Origin of the sequence: Paraburkholderia tagetis (assembly GCF_022213065.1) — a bacterium.
Classification (GTDB): Bacteria; Pseudomonadota; Gammaproteobacteria; order Burkholderiales; family Burkholderiaceae; genus Paraburkholderia; species Paraburkholderia tagetis.
On record NZ_JAKLJA010000009.1, the window covers coordinates 176207 to 193577 of the forward strand.

The window sequence follows — 17371 nt, forward strand, 5'->3', positions numbered from 1 at the left end:
CAAAAATGCGGGCTTTCCGCGACATTTTGGTATTGCATGCAGAAAATCCGCGCGGCGATGCGGGTTTTCCGCATCGCCGCGCATGAATCCTGCAGTTCGGCGGCCTCCCGGCGGAGAGACGCCTGGTCGTTTAGACCGTGCCGCCCACCGTCATGCGGTCGATGCGCAGCGTCGGCTGGCCCACGCCCACGGGCACGCTCTGGCCCTCCTTGCCGCACACGCCCACGCCCGAGTCGAGGCGCATGTCGTTGCCGATCATGCTCACGTACTTGAGCGATTCCGGGCCGCTGCCGATCAGCGTCGCGCCCTTCACGGGGTAGGTGATCTTGCCGTCCTCGATCATGTATGCCTCGGAGGCCGAGAACACGAACTTGCCGTTGGTGATGTCGACCTGGCCGCCGCCGAAGTTCACGGCATAAAGGCCGTTCTTCACCGAAGCGATGATCTCCTGCGGATCCTTGTCGCCGTTGAGCATGTAGGTGTTGGTCATGCGCGGCATCGGCAGCGCGGCGTACGACTCGCGGCGCGCGTTGCCGGTCACGGGCATCTTCATGAGGCGCGCGTTGAGCGAGTCCTGGATGTAGCCCTTGAGAATGCCGTCCTCGATCAGCGTCGTGCACTGCGTGGGGTTGCCTTCGTCGTCGATGTTGAGCGACCCGCGGCGGTTGGGCAGCGTGCCGTCGTCGACCACCGTGACGCCCTTGGCGGCCACGCGCTGGCCGATCTGGCCCGCGAACGCCGACGAGCCCTTGCGGTTGAAGTCGCCTTCCAGGCCGTGGCCGATGGCTTCGTGCAGCAGCACGCCGGGCCAGCCCGGGCCGAGCACGACGGACATCGCGCCAGCCGGAGCCGGGCGCGCTTCCAGATTGACGAGCGCCGCGTGCACGGCGTCGTCGACGTACTTCGAGAGAATGTCGTCGGTGAAGTAGCCGTAGTCGAAGCGGCCGCCGCCGCCGCCGTTGCCGATTTCGCGGCGGCCGTTCTGCTCGGCGATCACCGTGACCGAGACGCGCACGAGCGGGCGGATGTCGGCGGCGAGCGCGCCGTCGCTGCGCGCGACCAGCACCACGTCGTATTCACCCGCGAGCGCGGCCATCACTTGGGTGACGCGCGGGTCGCGGCCACGCGCCATCTGCTCGATGCGCTCGAGCAGCTTCACCTTTTCGGTGGCTTCGAGCGAGGAAAGCGGATCGGAGGGCAGATACAGATCGCGGCCCGCGATGCCCGTGAGCGAGGTGGCCACCTTGATCTTCTGCTTGCCGCCGCCGGCCTGCGCGATCGAGCGCGTGGCGATGGCCGCCTGGCGGATCGCCTCGGGCGAGAGGTCGTCGGAATAGGCGAAGGCGGTGCGCTCGCCGGAGACGGCGCGCACGCCTACACCCTGGTCGATGCTGAAGCTGCCCGACTTGACGATGCCTTCCTCCAGGCTCCAGGCCTCGCTGCGCGTGGTCTGGAAGTAGAGGTCGGCGTAGTCGACGCGGTGCGTGAAAATCTCGCCGAGCGTGCGCGTGAGCACTGCCTCGTCGAGGCCGTAGGGCGTAAGGAGCAGGTCCTTCGCGGTCGCCAGATTGCGGATGCCGGGTTCGATGATATTCATGCGCTCAGTAAGCTTGTTAAGCAATCTCGGTAAGCAGTGGCTGTTGGATTAGATTCGGGCGTAGCGTCCTGAAATCAAGCGCTTCGGTTGCTGTTCCAGAATGGCGTGTCAGGGGCAATCGAGCACGCGGTGCCGCCACGCCGGCAGGCTCGCGCGCACGGCGGCCATGCGTTCGAGGTCGATGTCGCCGATCACCACGCCGGGATTTTCGTCGCGCACATCGACAATCTCGCCCCACGGGTCGATCAGCATGCTATGGCCCCAGGTGCGGCGGCCGTTCTCGTGCTGGCCGCCTTGCGCCGCAGCGAGCACGTAGCACTGGTTCTCGACCGCCCGGGCGCGCAGCAGGATTTCCCAGTGCGCGCGGCCCGTGGTGTACGTGAACGCGGACGGCACCACCATCAGCGCGCAGTCTCCCATGCGCCGGTAAAGCTCGGGAAAGCGCAGATCGTAGCAGACCGACAGCCCGACGCGGCCGAACGGCGCGTCGAAGGTGCGCACCTCGGCGCCGGGGCGGATCGTGCGCGCCTCGTCGAACGATTCGGTGCCTTTTTCGAAGCTGAAGAGGTGGATTTTGTCGTAGCGCGCCCGCTCGGCGCCGCTCGGGTCGAACACGAGCGTGGTGTTCAGCACGCGGGTTTCCTCTGGCGCTTTTAGTGGCAGCGTGCCGCCGATGATCCACACGCCGTGGCGCTTCGCGGCATCGGCGAGAAAACGCTGGATCGGGCCGTCTCCGTAGGCTTCGCGGATGGCGAGCTTGTCGTGCTCCTTGTGGCCCATGAAGCAGAAGTATTCGGGCAGCAGCACGAGGCGCGCGCCCTGGCTCGCAGCCTGCGCGATCAGGCGCCCGGCGTCGGCCAGGTTGCGCTCGCGATCGGGCGTGCTGACCATCTGCAACGCGGCGACGCGCGTGACGCGAAGTGGCGTGGCAGTCGGCGCGGCGGTCGAATCGCTGGAGGCGGGCGTTGCGGGAGAGGGCTTATCGCTCATCGACGGCTCTTGAATGAACAGAAAAGGGTGGTCCCGGGAACGGTGCGTCGTGTGGCGCAATCCTCGGCACAGACTCGCATGCTCCGTGCCCGGCAGGCGGCGGCCCTGGCCGCATCGGTGGCCCCGGCGGCCTCGGTGGCTTCGGTGACATCGGCCATCGGAGTCCGGCGCGAGGGCGCGCGGCGAGCCGATGGGTCTCTCAGGTCTCTCAATGCGCCGCCGCGGGAACCTGCGCGTTCATCTTACCCTGATCGCCCTGTACCCGCTCGACGAGCGGTTTGGACCAGGAACCCGTGATTGCGTAGGTGCGCGCCAGCGTCGCTTCGACGGTATGCAGGAGCGCGAAATCGGCGATCAGCGCGCCAAGGCCGAAGAGCGGGTTGATGATCGCCGCGGCAATCACGCCCGCGCCGGCGCTCACCGTGGGCACGACATGCACGCGCAGGTCCTGGGTCTTGCCGGCGAGGTCGATGTTGCCCGTCATCTGCGCGCGGCCCGGCGCGGTCACGATCTTGAAGTCGTCCGTGCGGCCGATGCCGTTCTGGATCGTTCCGGTGCCCGTCACGCTCGTGAAGGGCAGGCCGGTGCCCATCACGTCGCGGAAGTCCATGTCGGGATAGTGCGCGAGGCTTTGCAGGCTCAGCACCCCGAGCAGCGACGCCACGCCCTGATTGACCTTGAGGATCTGGCCGTGGTGCAGGTCGAGCGCGAGGTTGCCGTCGAGCGTCGGATAGTCGACCACGGTGGGGCCGCCGCGCCACGCCAGCTTGCCGGTCAGCGTGCCTTGGCCGCCCTTGATCACATGCGCCACGCCCGCGCGTTCGAGCAGCGCGCCCGCGTCCTTGATGTCGAGGTGGAAGTCGAGCGCGGTGCGGCGCGGCGTTTCGGTGGTGTGGCCGGCGATATCGGCGGGCGGCGATTCGTCGCCGATGGCGCGCCAGCTCTCGGTCGCGGTGAAATGCGCGGCCGGGTTGGCGATGTCGAGCGTGTCGAGCTGCCAGACCGGCACGCCGTTGTCGACGTAGTTATGGGCGTTCATCTGCAGGCGGCCGAGGTCGTGGCCGCGCACGATGAGCTGGTTCACGACGAGGTCGATCGACGGCATGTTCTGGGCGCGCTGCGACATGGCCTGGCCGAGCAGGTCGTTCTCGGTCGCGGCGGGCACGACGAGGCGGGCGAGCTGCGCTTCGAGCGTGCCGGGCGAGCCCGCCACGGGGCCGGGCTTCCACGCGACGTGGCCCGAGACCTGGTTCGACGCGACGTTGGCCTGCCACTCCTTGCCGGTGCGCGTGGCGCCCACGATCACGTTTTCCCAGTGACGCTTGAGCAGCGTGAGCATGCCGACGTGGACGGCGAAGCGCGAGGGCAGGTAGGGCGCGAACGCGCTGCCGGGGATGGGCGGATTGACGGTGCTCGCCGTTGCCTGCGACGCGGGTTGTGCCGGCGTGGCGGTTGCCGACGTTTGCGAAGCGGGGCGCGCGGCTGACGCGTCCGCTTGCTCGCCGCCACGGGCTTCGTGCGTGGCGCTTGCTGCGCTTTGCGCCGGATGGGTTGCCGGGCTGGCTGCGGGACCCGTCGCCGGGGTTACCGTTGCCGGGGTTACCGTCGCGATAGCCGCTGCGGCTTCGCTCGCCGCCGCCGTGCCGCGCAGCTCCTGCGCGACGCGGCGCCATGCATCGGCGTCGAAGGTGGGCACGTCGACCACCGCGATCACACCATCGGCGGGCAGATCGGCGGACCGGTTCATGGCGATCACGCCGCGCACCACGCCCGGCACGTGGCCCGGATTGCGGCGCAGCACGTAGCGCGCCGCGAGCGGTCCGAGCGCGAGATCGGCGTGTTCGTACTGGGAGGCGTCGGTGGCGGCCATCACCGTGCTCGTATCGTTGCTGTCGCCGGTGCCGGGCTGCAGCTCGAAGCGCAGCGGCATCCGCGCGCCGGCGGCCTTGCCGAACGGCGCGGGCAGGTCGATGGCCAGATCGGTCAGATCCGAGTGCGCCTTCACGTCGGGCAGGTGGCCGCGCTCGCCCGCCACCGAGAGCGACCAGGGCGCCGAGCCCGAGAAGCGGCCGAGCACCGCGGCCGCCGTGCCATGCAGGTTCAGGCTGCGCGCCGCGTTCGCATCCACGGCCACGTTGCCCGCGAGGTTCATGGCATAGCGGCCGTCCTCGCTCAAGCCGCCGTTTGCGCGCACGTCGCCGCCGAGGAAGCGTCCGGTGAGCCGCTCCACTTGCGCGCTGCGGTTCGTGAAGCGCACCTTGCCGGTGAGGCTGGAAAGCGGCGGCACGTTATCGGTGGTGAGCGTGTCGTTTTCGAAGCCGATGGCGCCCGCCACGTTCACCTTCGGCATCGGCTTGCGCGGGATCGTGAGCTTGAGCGCGAAGGTGGCCGGACCCTGGGCGTGTATCTTCTCGGTCGCATGCTTCGTCATCGCGCCGATCGAGCTGTTATCCGCGTAGTCGAGCAGATCCGCGAGCGGCCCGCGTCCGGCGCCCTCGATCACGAGATCGGAGCCCTTGATGCCCAACTCGTCGATGCGCCCGCTCACGTCGCGCAGCACGAAGTCGCGGTAATGGCCGCGCGTCACGTCAAAGCGCAGCTTGTTCTCGTGGAGCCGGAACACACCGTCGATGCCATCGAACGCGGGCCAGACGTTGGGCGCGCCGTTGCGCATCGTCTTCGGCGGATACGGCGTCGGGTCGAAGCGCCCATGCTGGAACGGCGCGACGATGCGAAACTGGCCCGCTTGCGGGTCGCGCGAGTAGGGGAATTTGGCGAGATCGCCATGAATCTCGATCGTCCCGCCCTTCGAGACACCCGCCCGGAGCCCGTGGTCCAGATAGGTGCGGGTCTTCTCGCTGATGCTGGTGGGCAGATAGCGCGGGATGGCCGCGACCTGTGCCGTGTCGAATTTGGCGACGAGGTCGAGCGCGCCGCGCCCGTGGCCGGGGTTCGTGTAGTGCGCGGTCATGTTCGCGCGCGCGTCGGCGTTCTGCACGCCCAGCTCGCTCACATCGACGGCAAATGCCTTGAGCTTGTCGCCGGGTTGGCGCTGCGCGGCGATCGTCCAGCTCATCGCGCCCCAGAGCCGGTCGAACTTCAGGCGCGGATCGTCGAACACGCCCGGCAGCGTGAGGATGGTCGCGGCCGTATCGAGGTGGAGCTTGCCGTGCGATTCGTCGGCATCGACTTGCCCCCAGAGGTTCTCGACACCGGGCAGGCCCGCGCGCGGATGGCCGCGCGGCGTGAGGCCGGGCCCCGGCTCCTGGGCCGCCACACTGATACCTTGCAGGTCGCCCTTGAAGCGGTAACGGACCACCGGCTCGACGCTCGTGGCGCGCTGCTCGGCGGCCGCTTCGCCCCCTTCGGGCGTGGCGCGTTCCATCGCGAGTTCGTAATCGGCGATCACGCCTTGCGGATTGAAGCGCACGAGCGCGTTCTGCACGCGCCCCGGCAGCGGCAGCGCGCGCATGAATTCGGTGAGGATGCCCAGGTCGATGCGGTCGCCGTTCACCGAAAAGAGCTGGCCGTGCTGCAGCGACTCCCGGCGCAAACGCCCATCCAGCGTCGTGAACGCGAGCGAGCGCGTGAGCGGCGTGCCGTCGTCGAGCGGCGGCTGCCCGAGCTCGGCATGGAAGTCGTGCATCTGCAGCGTGTAGTCGCCGGGCTCGATGCCGAGGCGCCAGCTGAACTGCGCGACCGGCAAGTCGAGGCGCGGCTGGGTCGGCTTGGTGCGCAGCGCGACGTCGTTGCCGTTCAGAACGCCGTCGGCGGACTTGATGCGGCCCGCCTCGAAGTGCGCCCAGATCGCATTGTCGATGCGTCCTGCATATGTCTCGAGCGGCAAGTGGATGTAGCGCGCGAGCGTCGGCAGGTCGACGGGGCCGGTCGAGATATAGGCGTCGCCGCTCCAGGCGATGGGCTTGCCCGCCTGGGCGAAGCGCCCGTGCCGGAAGTGCGCGCGGAAATCGAGCGGCCCGTGCAGCACCGTGCCCTCGGCGGGCGCCTGCAGCGCGATGCGGTGGTCGTAGCCGTCGTTGAGGATGGCGACGCGAATGTTCGAGAGCTTGAGTTCGGGCACATCGCGCGTGGCGTCGTTCCAGCGCAGCGTGCCGCCTCGCAGGACGATGGCCTGCTGGCGCATGAGCCAGGTCGTGAAGGTTGCATTGCCCGTGTGCGCCGTGGGCACGGGCACGCCGGCGACCGTGAGCGTGCCGTCGTCTTCGCGGGCAATCAGCACGTCGGGGCGCTCGACCACGACGCTCGAGAGCAGCGGCTCGAAGAGCACGAGCGAGCGCCACGAGAGCGCCGCCGTGGCGTGCGGCACGTTCAGCGCGATATTGCCGTGGCGGTCGCGGATCGTCAGGCCCGCGACATCGATGCCGGGCTGAAAGCCCGACCAGTGTGGCGAGAGCTTGCCGATGCGAAATTCGGCGTGGATCTTCTCGGAGACGAGCTTTTCGATGCGCGGACGAAAATCGTCGACGTAAGGCAGCACCACATAGCGCATCCCGAGCAGCAGCACCGCGACGATGAAATAGAGGACCAGCGCGATACACGCCAGCACGCGAAACGTGTGACGAAGAACAGGGTGATGGTCGTGTGAGCCCGCACCTGCATTCTCCCGGCGGGCATGTCCGGTTTGTTGCGGGCCGGCGGGGTCGTTACGCTCGGACATGCTGCGGCGGGTGGGGTATGGTAGCGTTGCGTTCTGACGTCGAAATGTATCACAGGGGGCCATGGGGCCGGCCATCCGGAGAAGCCGGGATGGCTTGCTGCGCGCTTGTGCACGGGGTTCTTCGCACGGCGGCGGGGGCGGCTGAAGCAATGCCGATGTTCACCCACCCTCCACCCAGCCCCCGCTCCACGAGCCGGGCAAGATCCACCATGACTGACATTACCCTTCTGAGTTCCTGCTATTCGCGCTATGCGGCGCGTGCCTACGCGGCGCGCGCCGGTCTGGCCGACCAGGTTCAGGCGCTCGCGGCCTCGCCGCTCACGCGCGAGCGCATCGCCGCGCGGCTCGATGCGTTGTGCGACGAGGCACGCGGCAGCACGGGCAATCCCGCGCCGCTCACCGACGAGCAGCTGAAAAAGGCGCTGCGCCAGTTGCGTGCCGAGGTCATCTGCGTGGTGATGGAGCGCGACCTCGCCGGTGTGGCCGACGTTGGCGAAGTCACCGGCGCCATGACCGATCTGGCCGAAGTGGCGATCCAGCGCGCGCTGGCGGTTGTGAGCGCGGACCTCGAAACGGTCTTCGGCGAGCCGCGCGGGCCGAACGGCGAGCGCCTGACGCTTGGCGTGGTGGGCATGGGCAAGCTCGGCGGCCGCGAGCTCAACGTTTCATCGGACATCGACCTGATCTTCGTCTACGAGGACGACGGCGAGACCACGGGCGGCCAGCGCTCGCCCATCGCCACCCAGGACTTCTTCGCGCGAGTGGGCAAGCGCTTGATCGGCGCGCTCTCCGACGTGACGGCGGACGGCTTCGTGTTTCGCGTCGACATGCGCCTGCGCCCCAACGGCGACTCGGGCCCGCTCGTGTGCAGCCTCGGCATGCTCGAGGAGTACTTCTACGTGCAGGGCCGCGAATGGGAGCGCTACGCGTGGATCAAGGGGCGGCTCGTCTCGGAGACGGCAAGCGAGAGCGCGCTGCGCCTCGCCTCGCAGCTCGAAAGGCTCGTGAAGCCCTTTGTCTACCGGCGCTATCTGGACTTCGGCGTGATCAGCGCGATTCGCTCGCTGCACATGCAGATTCGCCAGGAGGCGCAGCGCCGCGCCTCCATGCGTCCCGACAAGGCCGATGACATCAAGCTCGGGCGCGGCGGCATTCGCGAGATCGAGTTCAGCGCGCAGGTGTTCCAGCTGATTCGCGGCGGCCAGGACGCGGGCTTTCGCGTGCGGCCGACGCTCGCGGTGCTCGGCTACGCGGCGGCGCGCGGGCTGATCGCGCCCGAGGTCTGCGGCGAGCTCACGTGCGCTTACAACTTCCTGCGCGCGCTCGAACACCGGCTGCAATACCGCGACGACGCGCAGACCCACGCGATGCCCGTCGATCCCGAAGAGCGCGCGGCGCTCGCGAAGTCGATGGGTTTTGACGACTATGCCGCGCTGATGGCGGTGCTCGACGCGCACCGCGAGAAGGTCGAGCATCAGTTCGACCAGATCTTCTCCGACAAGGTGGGCGGCGGCTGCGCCGCGCCCGAAGACGGCGCGGCCGCCTGGGTCTGGAGCGATGCGCTGACCGAAGAGGGTGCCGACGGCGCGCTGCTCGAACGCCTCGCGGAACTCGGCATCGACGACCCGGCGCCGCTGCTCGCGCGCCTGCGCGGGCTGTGGCAGTCATCGCGCTATACGGGCCTGCCCGAGAAGAGCCGCGAGCGCTTCGACAGCGTCGCGCAGCGCGCGCTCGAAGCGGCGCGCACGCTGGAGCCACGCGAGCGGCGCGGCGCCACGCTCGCGCGCACGTTCGACTTGCTCGAAGCGGTGATACGGCGCGGCGCGTATCTCGCGCTGCTCACCGAATACCCGGATGCGCTCAACCGCGTGCTCAAGGTGCTGGGCGCGTCGCGCTGGGCGGCCGGCTATCTGGTTCGCCATCCGCAACTGCTCGACGAACTGCTCGACGATGAAGCCGTTGCCACGCCGTTCGACTGGCCGGAGTTCTCGCGCCTGCTGCGCGCGCGGCTCGCGGCTGCCGCCGACGTCGAATTGCAGATGGATCTGCTGCGCCACGCGCACCAGGCCGAGGTTTTCCGCATTCTGCTCAACGATCTCGCCGGCCGGCTTTCGGTCGAGCACGTGAGCGACCGGCTCTCCGAACTCGCGGACGCGGTACTCGACGTGACCATCGAGACGGTGTGGAAGCAGTTTCCGAAGCGCCACCGCGAGGTGCCGCGCTTCGCGGCGATCGCCTATGGCAAGCTCGGCGGCAAAGAGCTTGGCTACGCGTCGGATCTCGACATCATCTTCCTCTACGACGACGAGGACGAGCGCGCCTCGGAAATCTACTCGACGTTCGCGCGCCGCCTCATCACGTGGCTCACGACGTCCACGGGCGCGGGCACGCTCTTCGACGTGGACCTGCGCCTGCGGCCCAACGGCGAATCGGGGCTGCTCGTCACCGATCTCGGGTCGTTCCGGCGCTATCAGTTGCGCGAGGGCGACGCCGCGAATACCGCCTGGGTGTGGGAGCATCAGGCGCTCACGCGCGCGCGCTTTTCGGCGGGCGACGCGGCTATCGGCAATGCGTTCGAGGCGATTCGCGTGCAGGTGCTCACGACGCCGCGCGATGCGGCGCCGCTGGCTCGGGAGATCGTCGAGATGCGCCAGCGCGTCGGGGACGGCCACCCGAACCGCACCGAGCTATTCGATCTGAAGCACGACCGCGGCGGCATGGTCGACATCGAGTTCCTCGTGCAGTACTGGGTGCTGCTGCACGCGGCGCAGGATCCCGAGCTGATCCGCAACACGGGCAATATCGCGCTGTTGCGCGAGGTGTCGCGCTTCGGGCTGATGAGCGAGGAGGAGGCCGACACGATTGGCTCGGCGTACCGGCTTTATCGCAAGCTCCAGCACCAGTTGCGCCTCGACGGCATGGAGACGGCGCGCGTCGATCCCGCGCGGGTCGAGCGCGAGCGCGAAGCCGTGCTCGCGCTGTGGAAGCGGGTGTTTGGGGAGCAGGGGTGAGGTGAGGTACGGCGCCCGAGCGGGGGGCGCCGTCTTTGTCGTGCGTGTTTCGCCTGAAATATTTAGAGATCCGATTCAATTAAATCGATAACGGATCTGGACTAACGGCTCGATCGCCATTGCCAAGTCTGAAAGTTAAACATTTTCTGTCGGATGTCGGCGCTTATTCCGTGCGCCTTGTAGGCCTCTGGCTGACTTGCATCAATCCATCTGAATGAAACGTTCGGCGGGCTACTCGCAGAGCCTGGCGCATCGTTTAAGGTGTTCGTGCAATTTTCGCATGAACATCTTATGACGATCGTTGCTTGCGCATCTAAATCGAGAAAGATCGCGTTGATTGGCCCGCCTTGCGGGTTTTTACATCGTGTGTTGGCGTCGATTTCAGCGTGTCGCAGGCCAAACCGGAACAGGTCATGTCAAACAATCACGAACCGCGCCGCCGCTTCTTGCGGCAGATGCTGGCCGTCGTGCCCGCTGCTTCCGTCTCGACAGGCGCTGCGCTTTCGCTTACGGCATGCAGCGACACCGCGGCACCATCTCCCGCAAGCAGTGACGGCAGAGGCAACGCCGCGCATCCCGACTACTTCACCGCCGACGAGTGGCGCTTCCTCCAGGCCGCCGTCGATCGCCTGATTCCCGAAGACGCGTCGGGCCCCGGCGCGCTCAAGGCTGGCGTGCCGGAGTATATCGACGCCCAGATGGACACGCCTTATGGCCACGGCAAGATCTGGTACATGCAGGGGCCGTTCCACCCCGACCAGCCGCCGGAGCTTGGCTTCCAGTTGAATCTCGCGCCACGCGACATCTATCGCCACGGCATCAAGGCTTGCGACGACCATTGCCGCAAGCACTACGGCGGCAAGCCCTTCGCCCAACTCGCCGCAGCCGACCAGGACGCCGTGCTCGGTCAGGTGGAGCATGGAAAGATCGAATTCGAAACCGTACCCGCGGTTACTTTCTTCGCTTTTTTGCTAAGCAATACGAAAGAAGGTTTCTTCGCCGATCCGATCTATGGCGGCAACAAGGGCATGGTGGGCTGGAAGATGATCGGCTTCCCGGGCGCGCGCGCGGATTACGCAGACTGGATCGATCAGCCCGGGGCCAAGTACCCATACGGGCCGGTCTCGATCGACGGTAGAAGGGGGTGAAGTGTCATGACCATCAAGAAAAAGAAAGTTGACTGCGTGATCGTGGGTTTTGGCTGGACCGGCGCGATTCTCGCTCAGGAGTTGACCGATGCAGGCCTCGATGTCGTCGCGCTGGAGCGCGGCGACATGCGCGATACGCCCACCGACGCCGAATATCCCAAGGTCATCGACGAACTCAAATACGCAGTACGCGGCAAGCTGTTCCAGGATCTCTCGAAGGAAACGGTGACGATACGGCACGGCATGAACGATCTCGCCGTGCCGTATCGCCAGCACGGTTCGTTTTATCTGGGCAACGGCGTAGGCGGCGCGGGATTTCACTGGAACGGCATGCACTATCGCGTGCTGCCCGAAGAATTGCAGTTGCGCACGCGTTATGAAGAGCGCTACGGCAAGCGCTTCATGCCCGAAGGCATGCAGGTGCAGGACTTCGGCGTCACTTACGACGAACTCGAGCCGCACTTCGATTTCGCGGAGAAGGTGTTCGGCACCTCCGGCAAGGCCGGCAATCTGAACGGGGCGCTCCAGCCTGGCGGCAATCCGTTCGAAGGACGCCGCACGAGCGAATATCCCACGCCAGCGCTGAAAAATTCTCTCGGCGCGACGCTATTCGAGCAGGCCGCGCGCGAAGCGGGTTTTCATCCCTATTCGGCCCCCGCGGCCAATTGCTCGCAACCGCATACGAATCCGTATGGCGTGCGTCTCGGCCCCTGCAACTTCTGCGGCTTTTGCGAGGACTTCGGCTGCTACATGTATGCGAAGGCATCGCCGCAGACCACCATTCTGCCGGTGTTGCTCAAGAAGCCCCATTTCGAACTGCGAACCAATGCATACGTGACGAAGGTGCTGCTCGACTCGGACAAGAAGCGCGCAACCGGCGTGACTTACATCGATGCTCAGGGCCGCACGGTCGAGCAGAGCGCCGACCTGGTGATCGTCGCGGCGTTCCAGATGCACAACGTGCGTCTGTTGCTGCTCTCCGGCATCGGCAAGCCATACGACCCGAAGACGGGCGAGGGCGTCGTCGGCCGCAATTACGCGTACCAGATGAACGGCGGTGTGAATGTGCTGCTGCCCAAAGGCACGCTGCTCAACCCGTTCATCGGCACGGGCGCGGGCGGCATCAGCCTCGACGACCTCAACGGCGATCAGTTCGATCACGGCCCACTCGGCTTCGTCGGCGGCGCGAACATCCGGCACGTGCGCTACGGCGGGCGTCCGATCCAGACGACCCCGACCGTGCCCGGCACGCCTGCGTGGGGCCCGAAGTGGAAGGAAGGTGTGACCGACGCCTACCAGCGCTTCCTGACGATCGGCATCTCGGGCTCGGTCATGCCGTATCGCGACGCTTACCTCGATCTCGATCCTAACTATCGGGACGCTCATGGCCTGCCGCTTCTGCGCATGACCTTCGACTGGCACGACAACGAGTACGCCATGCTCGGCTATATGGGCAACCGCATGGAAGAAGTCGCGAAGGCGATGAAGCACGACGCATATTTCAAGGCGATCCGCGTAAAGGGGCAGCACTACGACACGCGCGCCTACCAGTCGACGCATACGACGGGCGGGGCGGTGATGGGCGCGTCGCCGCAAACGAGCGTGGTCAACAAGTACCTGCAGAGCTGGGACGTGCCCAACGTGTTCGTGACGGGCGCATCGGCTTTTCCGCAGAACATGGGCTACAACCCGACGGGCCTCGTGGCGGCGCTTGCCTGGCACACGGCGAAGGCCATCCGCAAGCAATACCTGAAGCAGCCGGCGCCGCTGGTGCAGGCTTGAGGAGACGGCCATGACGATAAAAAAACTGACGATGGCCGTGGCTTCATCGGCGCTGCTGGCAACGGCGGCGTGGACCGCGCATGCGCTTGCGCAGGATCAGCCGGCGAAGGCGCAGCAGCCCCAGGCGCCGGCGGGCAAGGGCGCCGAAGCGCAACTGCGCGAACAAGGCCGCTACCTCGCGACGGCCGCCGACTGCATCGCGTGCCACACGGCCAAGGGCGGCAAGCCGTATGCGGGCGGATTGGGCATCGCCTCGCCAATCGGCACGATCTACTCGCCCAACATCACGCCCGACAAGGCGACGGGCATCGGCGGCTATAGCTTCGAGGCGTTCGATAACGCCGTGCGCCGCGGCATCGCAAAGGATGGCTCGACGCTGTATCCCGCCATGCCTTACCCGTCCTACGCGAAGATGAAGCCATCGGACGTGAAGGCGCTGTACGCGTACTTCATGCACGATGTCACGCCGGTCGAGCAGCAGAACAAGGCCACGGCCATTCCCTGGCCGCTTTCCATGCGCTGGCCGCTGCGCTTCTGGCGCATGGCGTTTGCGCCCGATGCCGTGGGCGAGGGCGTACCTGGCGCACCTGCAACCACGAGCGAAACGGTCGCGCGCGGCCGCTATCTGGTGGAAGGCGCCGCGCACTGCGGCACGTGTCACACGCCGCGCGGCCTGGGCCTGCAGGAGAAGGCGTTGACCGATGACTTCCGGGTCTACCTGTCCGGTGGCGTGGTCGATGGCTACGTCGCGAAGAACCTGCGCGGCGACCGCAAGGACGGCCTCGGCGAATGGACGCCGGAGCAGATCGTCGCGTTCCTCAAGAGCGGGCGGAACAATCATGCGGCGGCGTTCGGCGGCATGGCGGAAGTCGTCCAGCGCAGCACGCAGAACATGAGCGACGCGGATCTCGAGGCAATTGCGGCTTATCTCAAGACGCTTTCGCCCGCGAATCCCGCGCAGTCGCCGCTGGCGGCGGACGCCACCGCCACCCAGCAACTGCGCGCAGGCACGGATCGCAGCAATGGCGCGCTGACCTTCGTGGACAACTGCGCGGCTTGCCACCGCACGAGCGGCAGCGGCTACGAAAGTACGTTCCCGACGCTCGCGCTTAGCTCCGTGGTCAATAGCGACGATCCGACCTCGCTGATCCACATCGTGCTCAAGGGCGGCCAGATGCCGTGGACGAAGGCAGCGCCGACGCACTACGGCATGCCCGGCTTCGCCGCGCGTCTCACCGACCGCGATATCGCCGACGTGCTGACCTTCGTGCGTTCGAGCTGGGGCAATCGCGCGCCGGCGGTGAGCGCCAGCGATGTCGCGAAGGTGCGCAAGGCGGTGCGTGCGGCGCCGCAGCCGGCGCGGCCAGAAAACGGCTAAGGAGGGAAGCTCGCGGGCGCGGCAATTGCCGCCACGCCTGCGGGGATCGTGCGCTGCGCCTGGAGGCGGCTATTCAGACGCATATCGACGCCGGTGCGGTGTGCCGGACGTCCCGGCAGCCTCAAGCCGCCAGCATCTCCTTCGCGTGCCGGCGCGTGGTGGCGGTGATCTCCAGCCCGCCCAGCATGCGCGCGACTTCCTCCACGCGGCCAGGCCTGTCGAGCGGCGTGACGACCGAGACGGTGCCGCCGTTGCCGTCGCCGGATTTCGAGACCTGGAAGTGGTGATCGCCGCGCGCGGCAACCTGGGGCAGGTGTGTGACGCACAGCACCTGGCGCTGGTGTCCAAGCTGATGCAACAGGCGCCCGACCACTTCGGCGACGCCGCCGCCAATGCCGGTGTCCACTTCGTCGAAGATCAGCGTGGGCGTGGGGCTCGCGGCGCTCGCGATCACGGCGAGCGCGAGGCTGATACGCGCGAGCTCGCCGCCCGAAGCGATCTTCGCGAGCGGCCGCAGCGGTACGCCCGCGTGACCCGCCACGCGAAATTCGATTTGCTCGAGACCGTGCGCGCCGCCGATCGGCTCGCCGTTCGCGCTGCTGCCGAGCGGCACCAGCGCGACCTCGAAGCTGCCGCCCGCCATCGAGAGTTCCTGCATGCCTTGCGTGACCGCCGCACCAAGTGCCTTGGCGGCTTTGGCGCGCGCCTTCGAAAGCTGGCGGGCCTCGGTGAGATACGCCTCGTGCGCCTTGTCGGCGACGGCGCGCAGCACGTCGAGATCGGAGGCGGCGTCGAGCGCGGCGAGCTGAGCGCGCCGCGCTGCGTGTTCTTCGGGCAGCGATTCCGCCTGGAGGCGGAACTTGCGCGCCGCCGAATGCAGCGCGTCGAGGCGGTACTCGACCTGCGCGAGCCGCTGCGGATCGAGATCGAGCCGTTGCGCGTAATGGGAAAGCGAATACGCCGCTTCCTGCAACTGGATCGCGGCGGGCTCGAGCGCGGCGAGCGCGTCGCCGAGCGCGGGGTCGACTTCAGCGAGATCGCGCAGCTTCGAGAGGATCGAGTTCAGATGCGAGATCATCGCTTCGTCGGATTCGGAGAGCGCCGTGAGCACGCCTTGCACACCTTCGATCAGACTCGCCGAATTCGCGAGCCGCACGTGTTCGGCGTTCACTTCTTCCCACTCGCCCGGTTGCGGCGCGAGCTTGTCGAGCTCGGCAAGCTGCCACGCGAGACGCTCGCGCTCGAGCTGCAGTTCGCGGTCGCGCGACATCGCGGTCTGCACGGCGAGGCGCGCGTCGCGGGCGACGCGCCACGTGCGCGTGACGGCGGCGGCCATGTCGATCAGGCCCGCGTGCGCGTCGAACAGTTCGCGCTGCGCGTCCGGGCGCATGAGCAACTGATGCGCGTGCTGGCCGTGAATATCGACGAGCCGCTCGCCCACGTCGCGCAACTGCGCGAGAGTGGCCGGCGTGCCGTTGATGAACGCGCGCGAGCGCCCGCCGCTATCGATCACACGGCGCAGCATCACGGTATTTTCGCCGTCGGAGGTGGCGAGCGCCTGCTCGTCGAGCCATTGCGCGACGTGCGGCGGGGCATCGAACTCGGCGGTGATGTCGGCGCGGTTTTCGCCCGTGCGCACGACGCCTGCGTCGGCGCGCGCACCGAGCGTGAGCGCGAGGGCATCGATCAGGATCGACTTGCCTGCGCCGGTCTCGCCGGAGAACACGGAAAAGCCGCTGTCGAATTCGAGGTCGAGCGCGGCGACGATCACGAAGTCGCGGATCGAAAGGTGGCGGAGCATGGCGGCGTCAGTCTTCCGGATCGTCTTGTAGCGAGGGGTGTTCGTTCCAGTGCAGCTTCTGGCGCAGGGTCCGGAAGTAGCTGTAGCCGATCGGGTGCAGGAAAGGCACGGTATGGCGCGAGCGGCGGACTTCGATCACGTCGTTGAGCTCGAGGGCCGTGAACGACTGCATGTCGAAATTCACGTTGACGTCGCGGCCCGCGACGATCTGGATGCTCACCTTGCAGTCGTCGGGCAGCACGATCGGGCGGTTCGAGAGCGCGTGCGGCGCGATTGGCACGAGCACGATGCCCTGCAACTGCGGATGCAACAGCGGCCCCTGCGACGAGAGCGAATAAGCGGTCGAGCCCGTGGGCGTGGCGACAATCAAGCCGTCCGAGCGCTGGTTGTACATGAAGCGGCCGTCCACGTGCACGCGCAGCTCTGCCATGCCCGAAAAACCGCTGCGGTTCACGACCACGTCGTTGAACGCGAGCGCGTGGTAGATCGGGTCGCCGTCGCGCGTGATGCGCGATTCGAGCAGCGAGCGCTCCTCGCGCTCGAAGCTGCCCGCGAGCAGTTGCGGCACGACTTCCTGCATGTCGGAGAACGGGATGTCCGTGATGAAGCCCAGACGACCGTGGTTGATGCCGATGAGCGGCGTGCGGTAGGGCGCAAGCTGGCGCCCGATGCCGAGCATCGTGCCGTCGCCGCCGAGCACCACGGCCACGTCCGCGCGCGCGCCGATTTCGGCGATCTGCAGCGCCGGATAGCCGATGGTGCCGATCTCCTGGGCGGTGTGCGCTTCGAACACCACGTCGAAGCCGCGCTGCGCAATATTTTGAGCGAGCGCCATCAGCGGCTCGCCGATGCCGGGCGTATTGCTGCGCCCGACGAGCGCAACCGTCTTGAACTGGCTCTGAATCTTCTGGATCTGCATGCCGGCATTACACCATAGTCGGGTCTCGAAAAGAACCTGGCGCCCCCTGCCCACGGGGCGTGGGCAA

General features: G+C 67.2%; 9 protein-coding genes. 4 read left to right on the forward strand and 5 right to left on the reverse strand.

The window, feature by feature from the left end:
* Positions 1-130 precede the first annotated feature (130 nt).
* From tldD to L5014_RS14170, 3 genes are all read right to left on the reverse strand, one after another.
* Complete coding sequence (tldD, locus tag L5014_RS14160) at positions 131-1597, reverse strand: metalloprotease TldD (protein ID WP_238464366.1); 1467 nt, start codon at positions 1595-1597, stop codon at positions 131-133.
* A 108-nt stretch (positions 1598-1705) separates the two neighbouring features.
* Positions 1706-2587, reverse strand: a complete 882-nt coding sequence (locus L5014_RS14165; protein WP_274389366.1) for a carbon-nitrogen hydrolase family protein — start codon at positions 2585-2587, stop codon at positions 1706-1708.
* Positions 2588-2795: 208 nt separating this feature from the next.
* Positions 2796-7265 (reverse strand): YhdP family protein, encoded by a 4470-nt coding sequence (locus tag L5014_RS14170; protein WP_238464367.1) that lies wholly within the window; start codon positions 7263-7265, stop codon positions 2796-2798.
* A gap of 209 nt (positions 7266-7474) precedes the next feature.
* On the opposite strand from L5014_RS14170, the gene glnE reads away from it, so the two are divergent.
* The 4 genes from glnE (at position 7475) to L5014_RS14190 (ending at position 14584) form a co-directional block, all read left to right on the forward strand.
* Positions 7475-10276, forward strand: a complete 2802-nt coding sequence (gene glnE / locus L5014_RS14175; RefSeq protein WP_238464368.1) for a bifunctional [glutamate--ammonia ligase]-adenylyl-L-tyrosine phosphorylase/[glutamate--ammonia-ligase] adenylyltransferase — start codon at positions 7475-7477, stop codon at positions 10274-10276.
* Positions 10277-10689: 413 nt separating this feature from the next.
* Positions 10690-11424, forward strand: a complete 735-nt coding sequence (locus L5014_RS14180) for a gluconate 2-dehydrogenase subunit 3 family protein (RefSeq protein WP_238464369.1) — start codon at positions 10690-10692, stop codon at positions 11422-11424.
* A 6-nt stretch (positions 11425-11430) separates the two neighbouring features.
* On the forward strand, positions 11431-13206 hold the full coding sequence (locus tag L5014_RS14185) for a GMC family oxidoreductase (RefSeq protein ID WP_238464370.1): 1776 nt from the start codon (positions 11431-11433) through the stop codon (positions 13204-13206).
* Positions 13207-13216: 10 nt separating this feature from the next.
* Positions 13217-14584, forward strand: coding sequence for a cytochrome c (locus L5014_RS14190; RefSeq protein ID WP_274389367.1), 1368 nt, complete (start codon positions 13217-13219; stop codon positions 14582-14584).
* Positions 14585-14705: 121 nt separating this feature from the next.
* Here L5014_RS14190 and recN read toward each other — a convergent pair whose 3' ends face one another.
* The gene (gene recN / locus L5014_RS14195; protein WP_238464371.1) at positions 14706-16385 is read right to left on the reverse strand and encodes a DNA repair protein RecN; all 1680 of its coding nucleotides are present in this window, start codon (positions 16383-16385) and stop codon (positions 14706-14708) included.
* Positions 16386-16392: 7 nt separating this feature from the next.
* Positions 16393-17304: an NAD kinase gene (locus tag L5014_RS14200; RefSeq protein ID WP_238464372.1), complete on the reverse strand. Its 912-nt coding sequence runs from the start codon at positions 17302-17304 to the stop codon at positions 16393-16395.
* Between the last annotated feature and the right edge of the window lie 67 nt (positions 17305-17371).

Bases quoted from the DNA above. Each gene is read 5' to 3' on its own strand.
- glnE (WP_238464368.1), top strand. From the start codon at position 7,475: ATGACTGACATTACCCTTCTGAGTTCCTGCTATTCGCGCTATGCGGCG.
- L5014_RS14170 (WP_238464367.1), bottom strand. From the start codon at position 7,265: ATGTCCGAGCGTAACGACCCCGCCGGCCCGCAACAAACCGGACATGCC.
- tldD (WP_238464366.1), bottom strand. From the start codon at position 1,597: ATGAATATCATCGAACCCGGCATCCGCAATCTGGCGACCGCGAAGGAC.
- L5014_RS14180 (WP_238464369.1), top strand. From the start codon at position 10,690: ATGTCAAACAATCACGAACCGCGCCGCCGCTTCTTGCGGCAGATGCTG.
- L5014_RS14185 (WP_238464370.1), top strand. From the start codon at position 11,431: ATGACCATCAAGAAAAAGAAAGTTGACTGCGTGATCGTGGGTTTTGGC.
- recN (WP_238464371.1), bottom strand. From the start codon at position 16,385: ATGCTCCGCCACCTTTCGATCCGCGACTTCGTGATCGTCGCCGCGCTC.
- L5014_RS14200 (WP_238464372.1), bottom strand. From the start codon at position 17,304: ATGCAGATCCAGAAGATTCAGAGCCAGTTCAAGACGGTTGCGCTCGTC.
- L5014_RS14190 (WP_274389367.1), top strand. From the start codon at position 13,217: ATGACGATAAAAAAACTGACGATGGCCGTGGCTTCATCGGCGCTGCTG.
- L5014_RS14165 (WP_274389366.1), bottom strand. From the start codon at position 2,587: ATGAGCGATAAGCCCTCTCCCGCAACGCCCGCCTCCAGCGATTCGACC.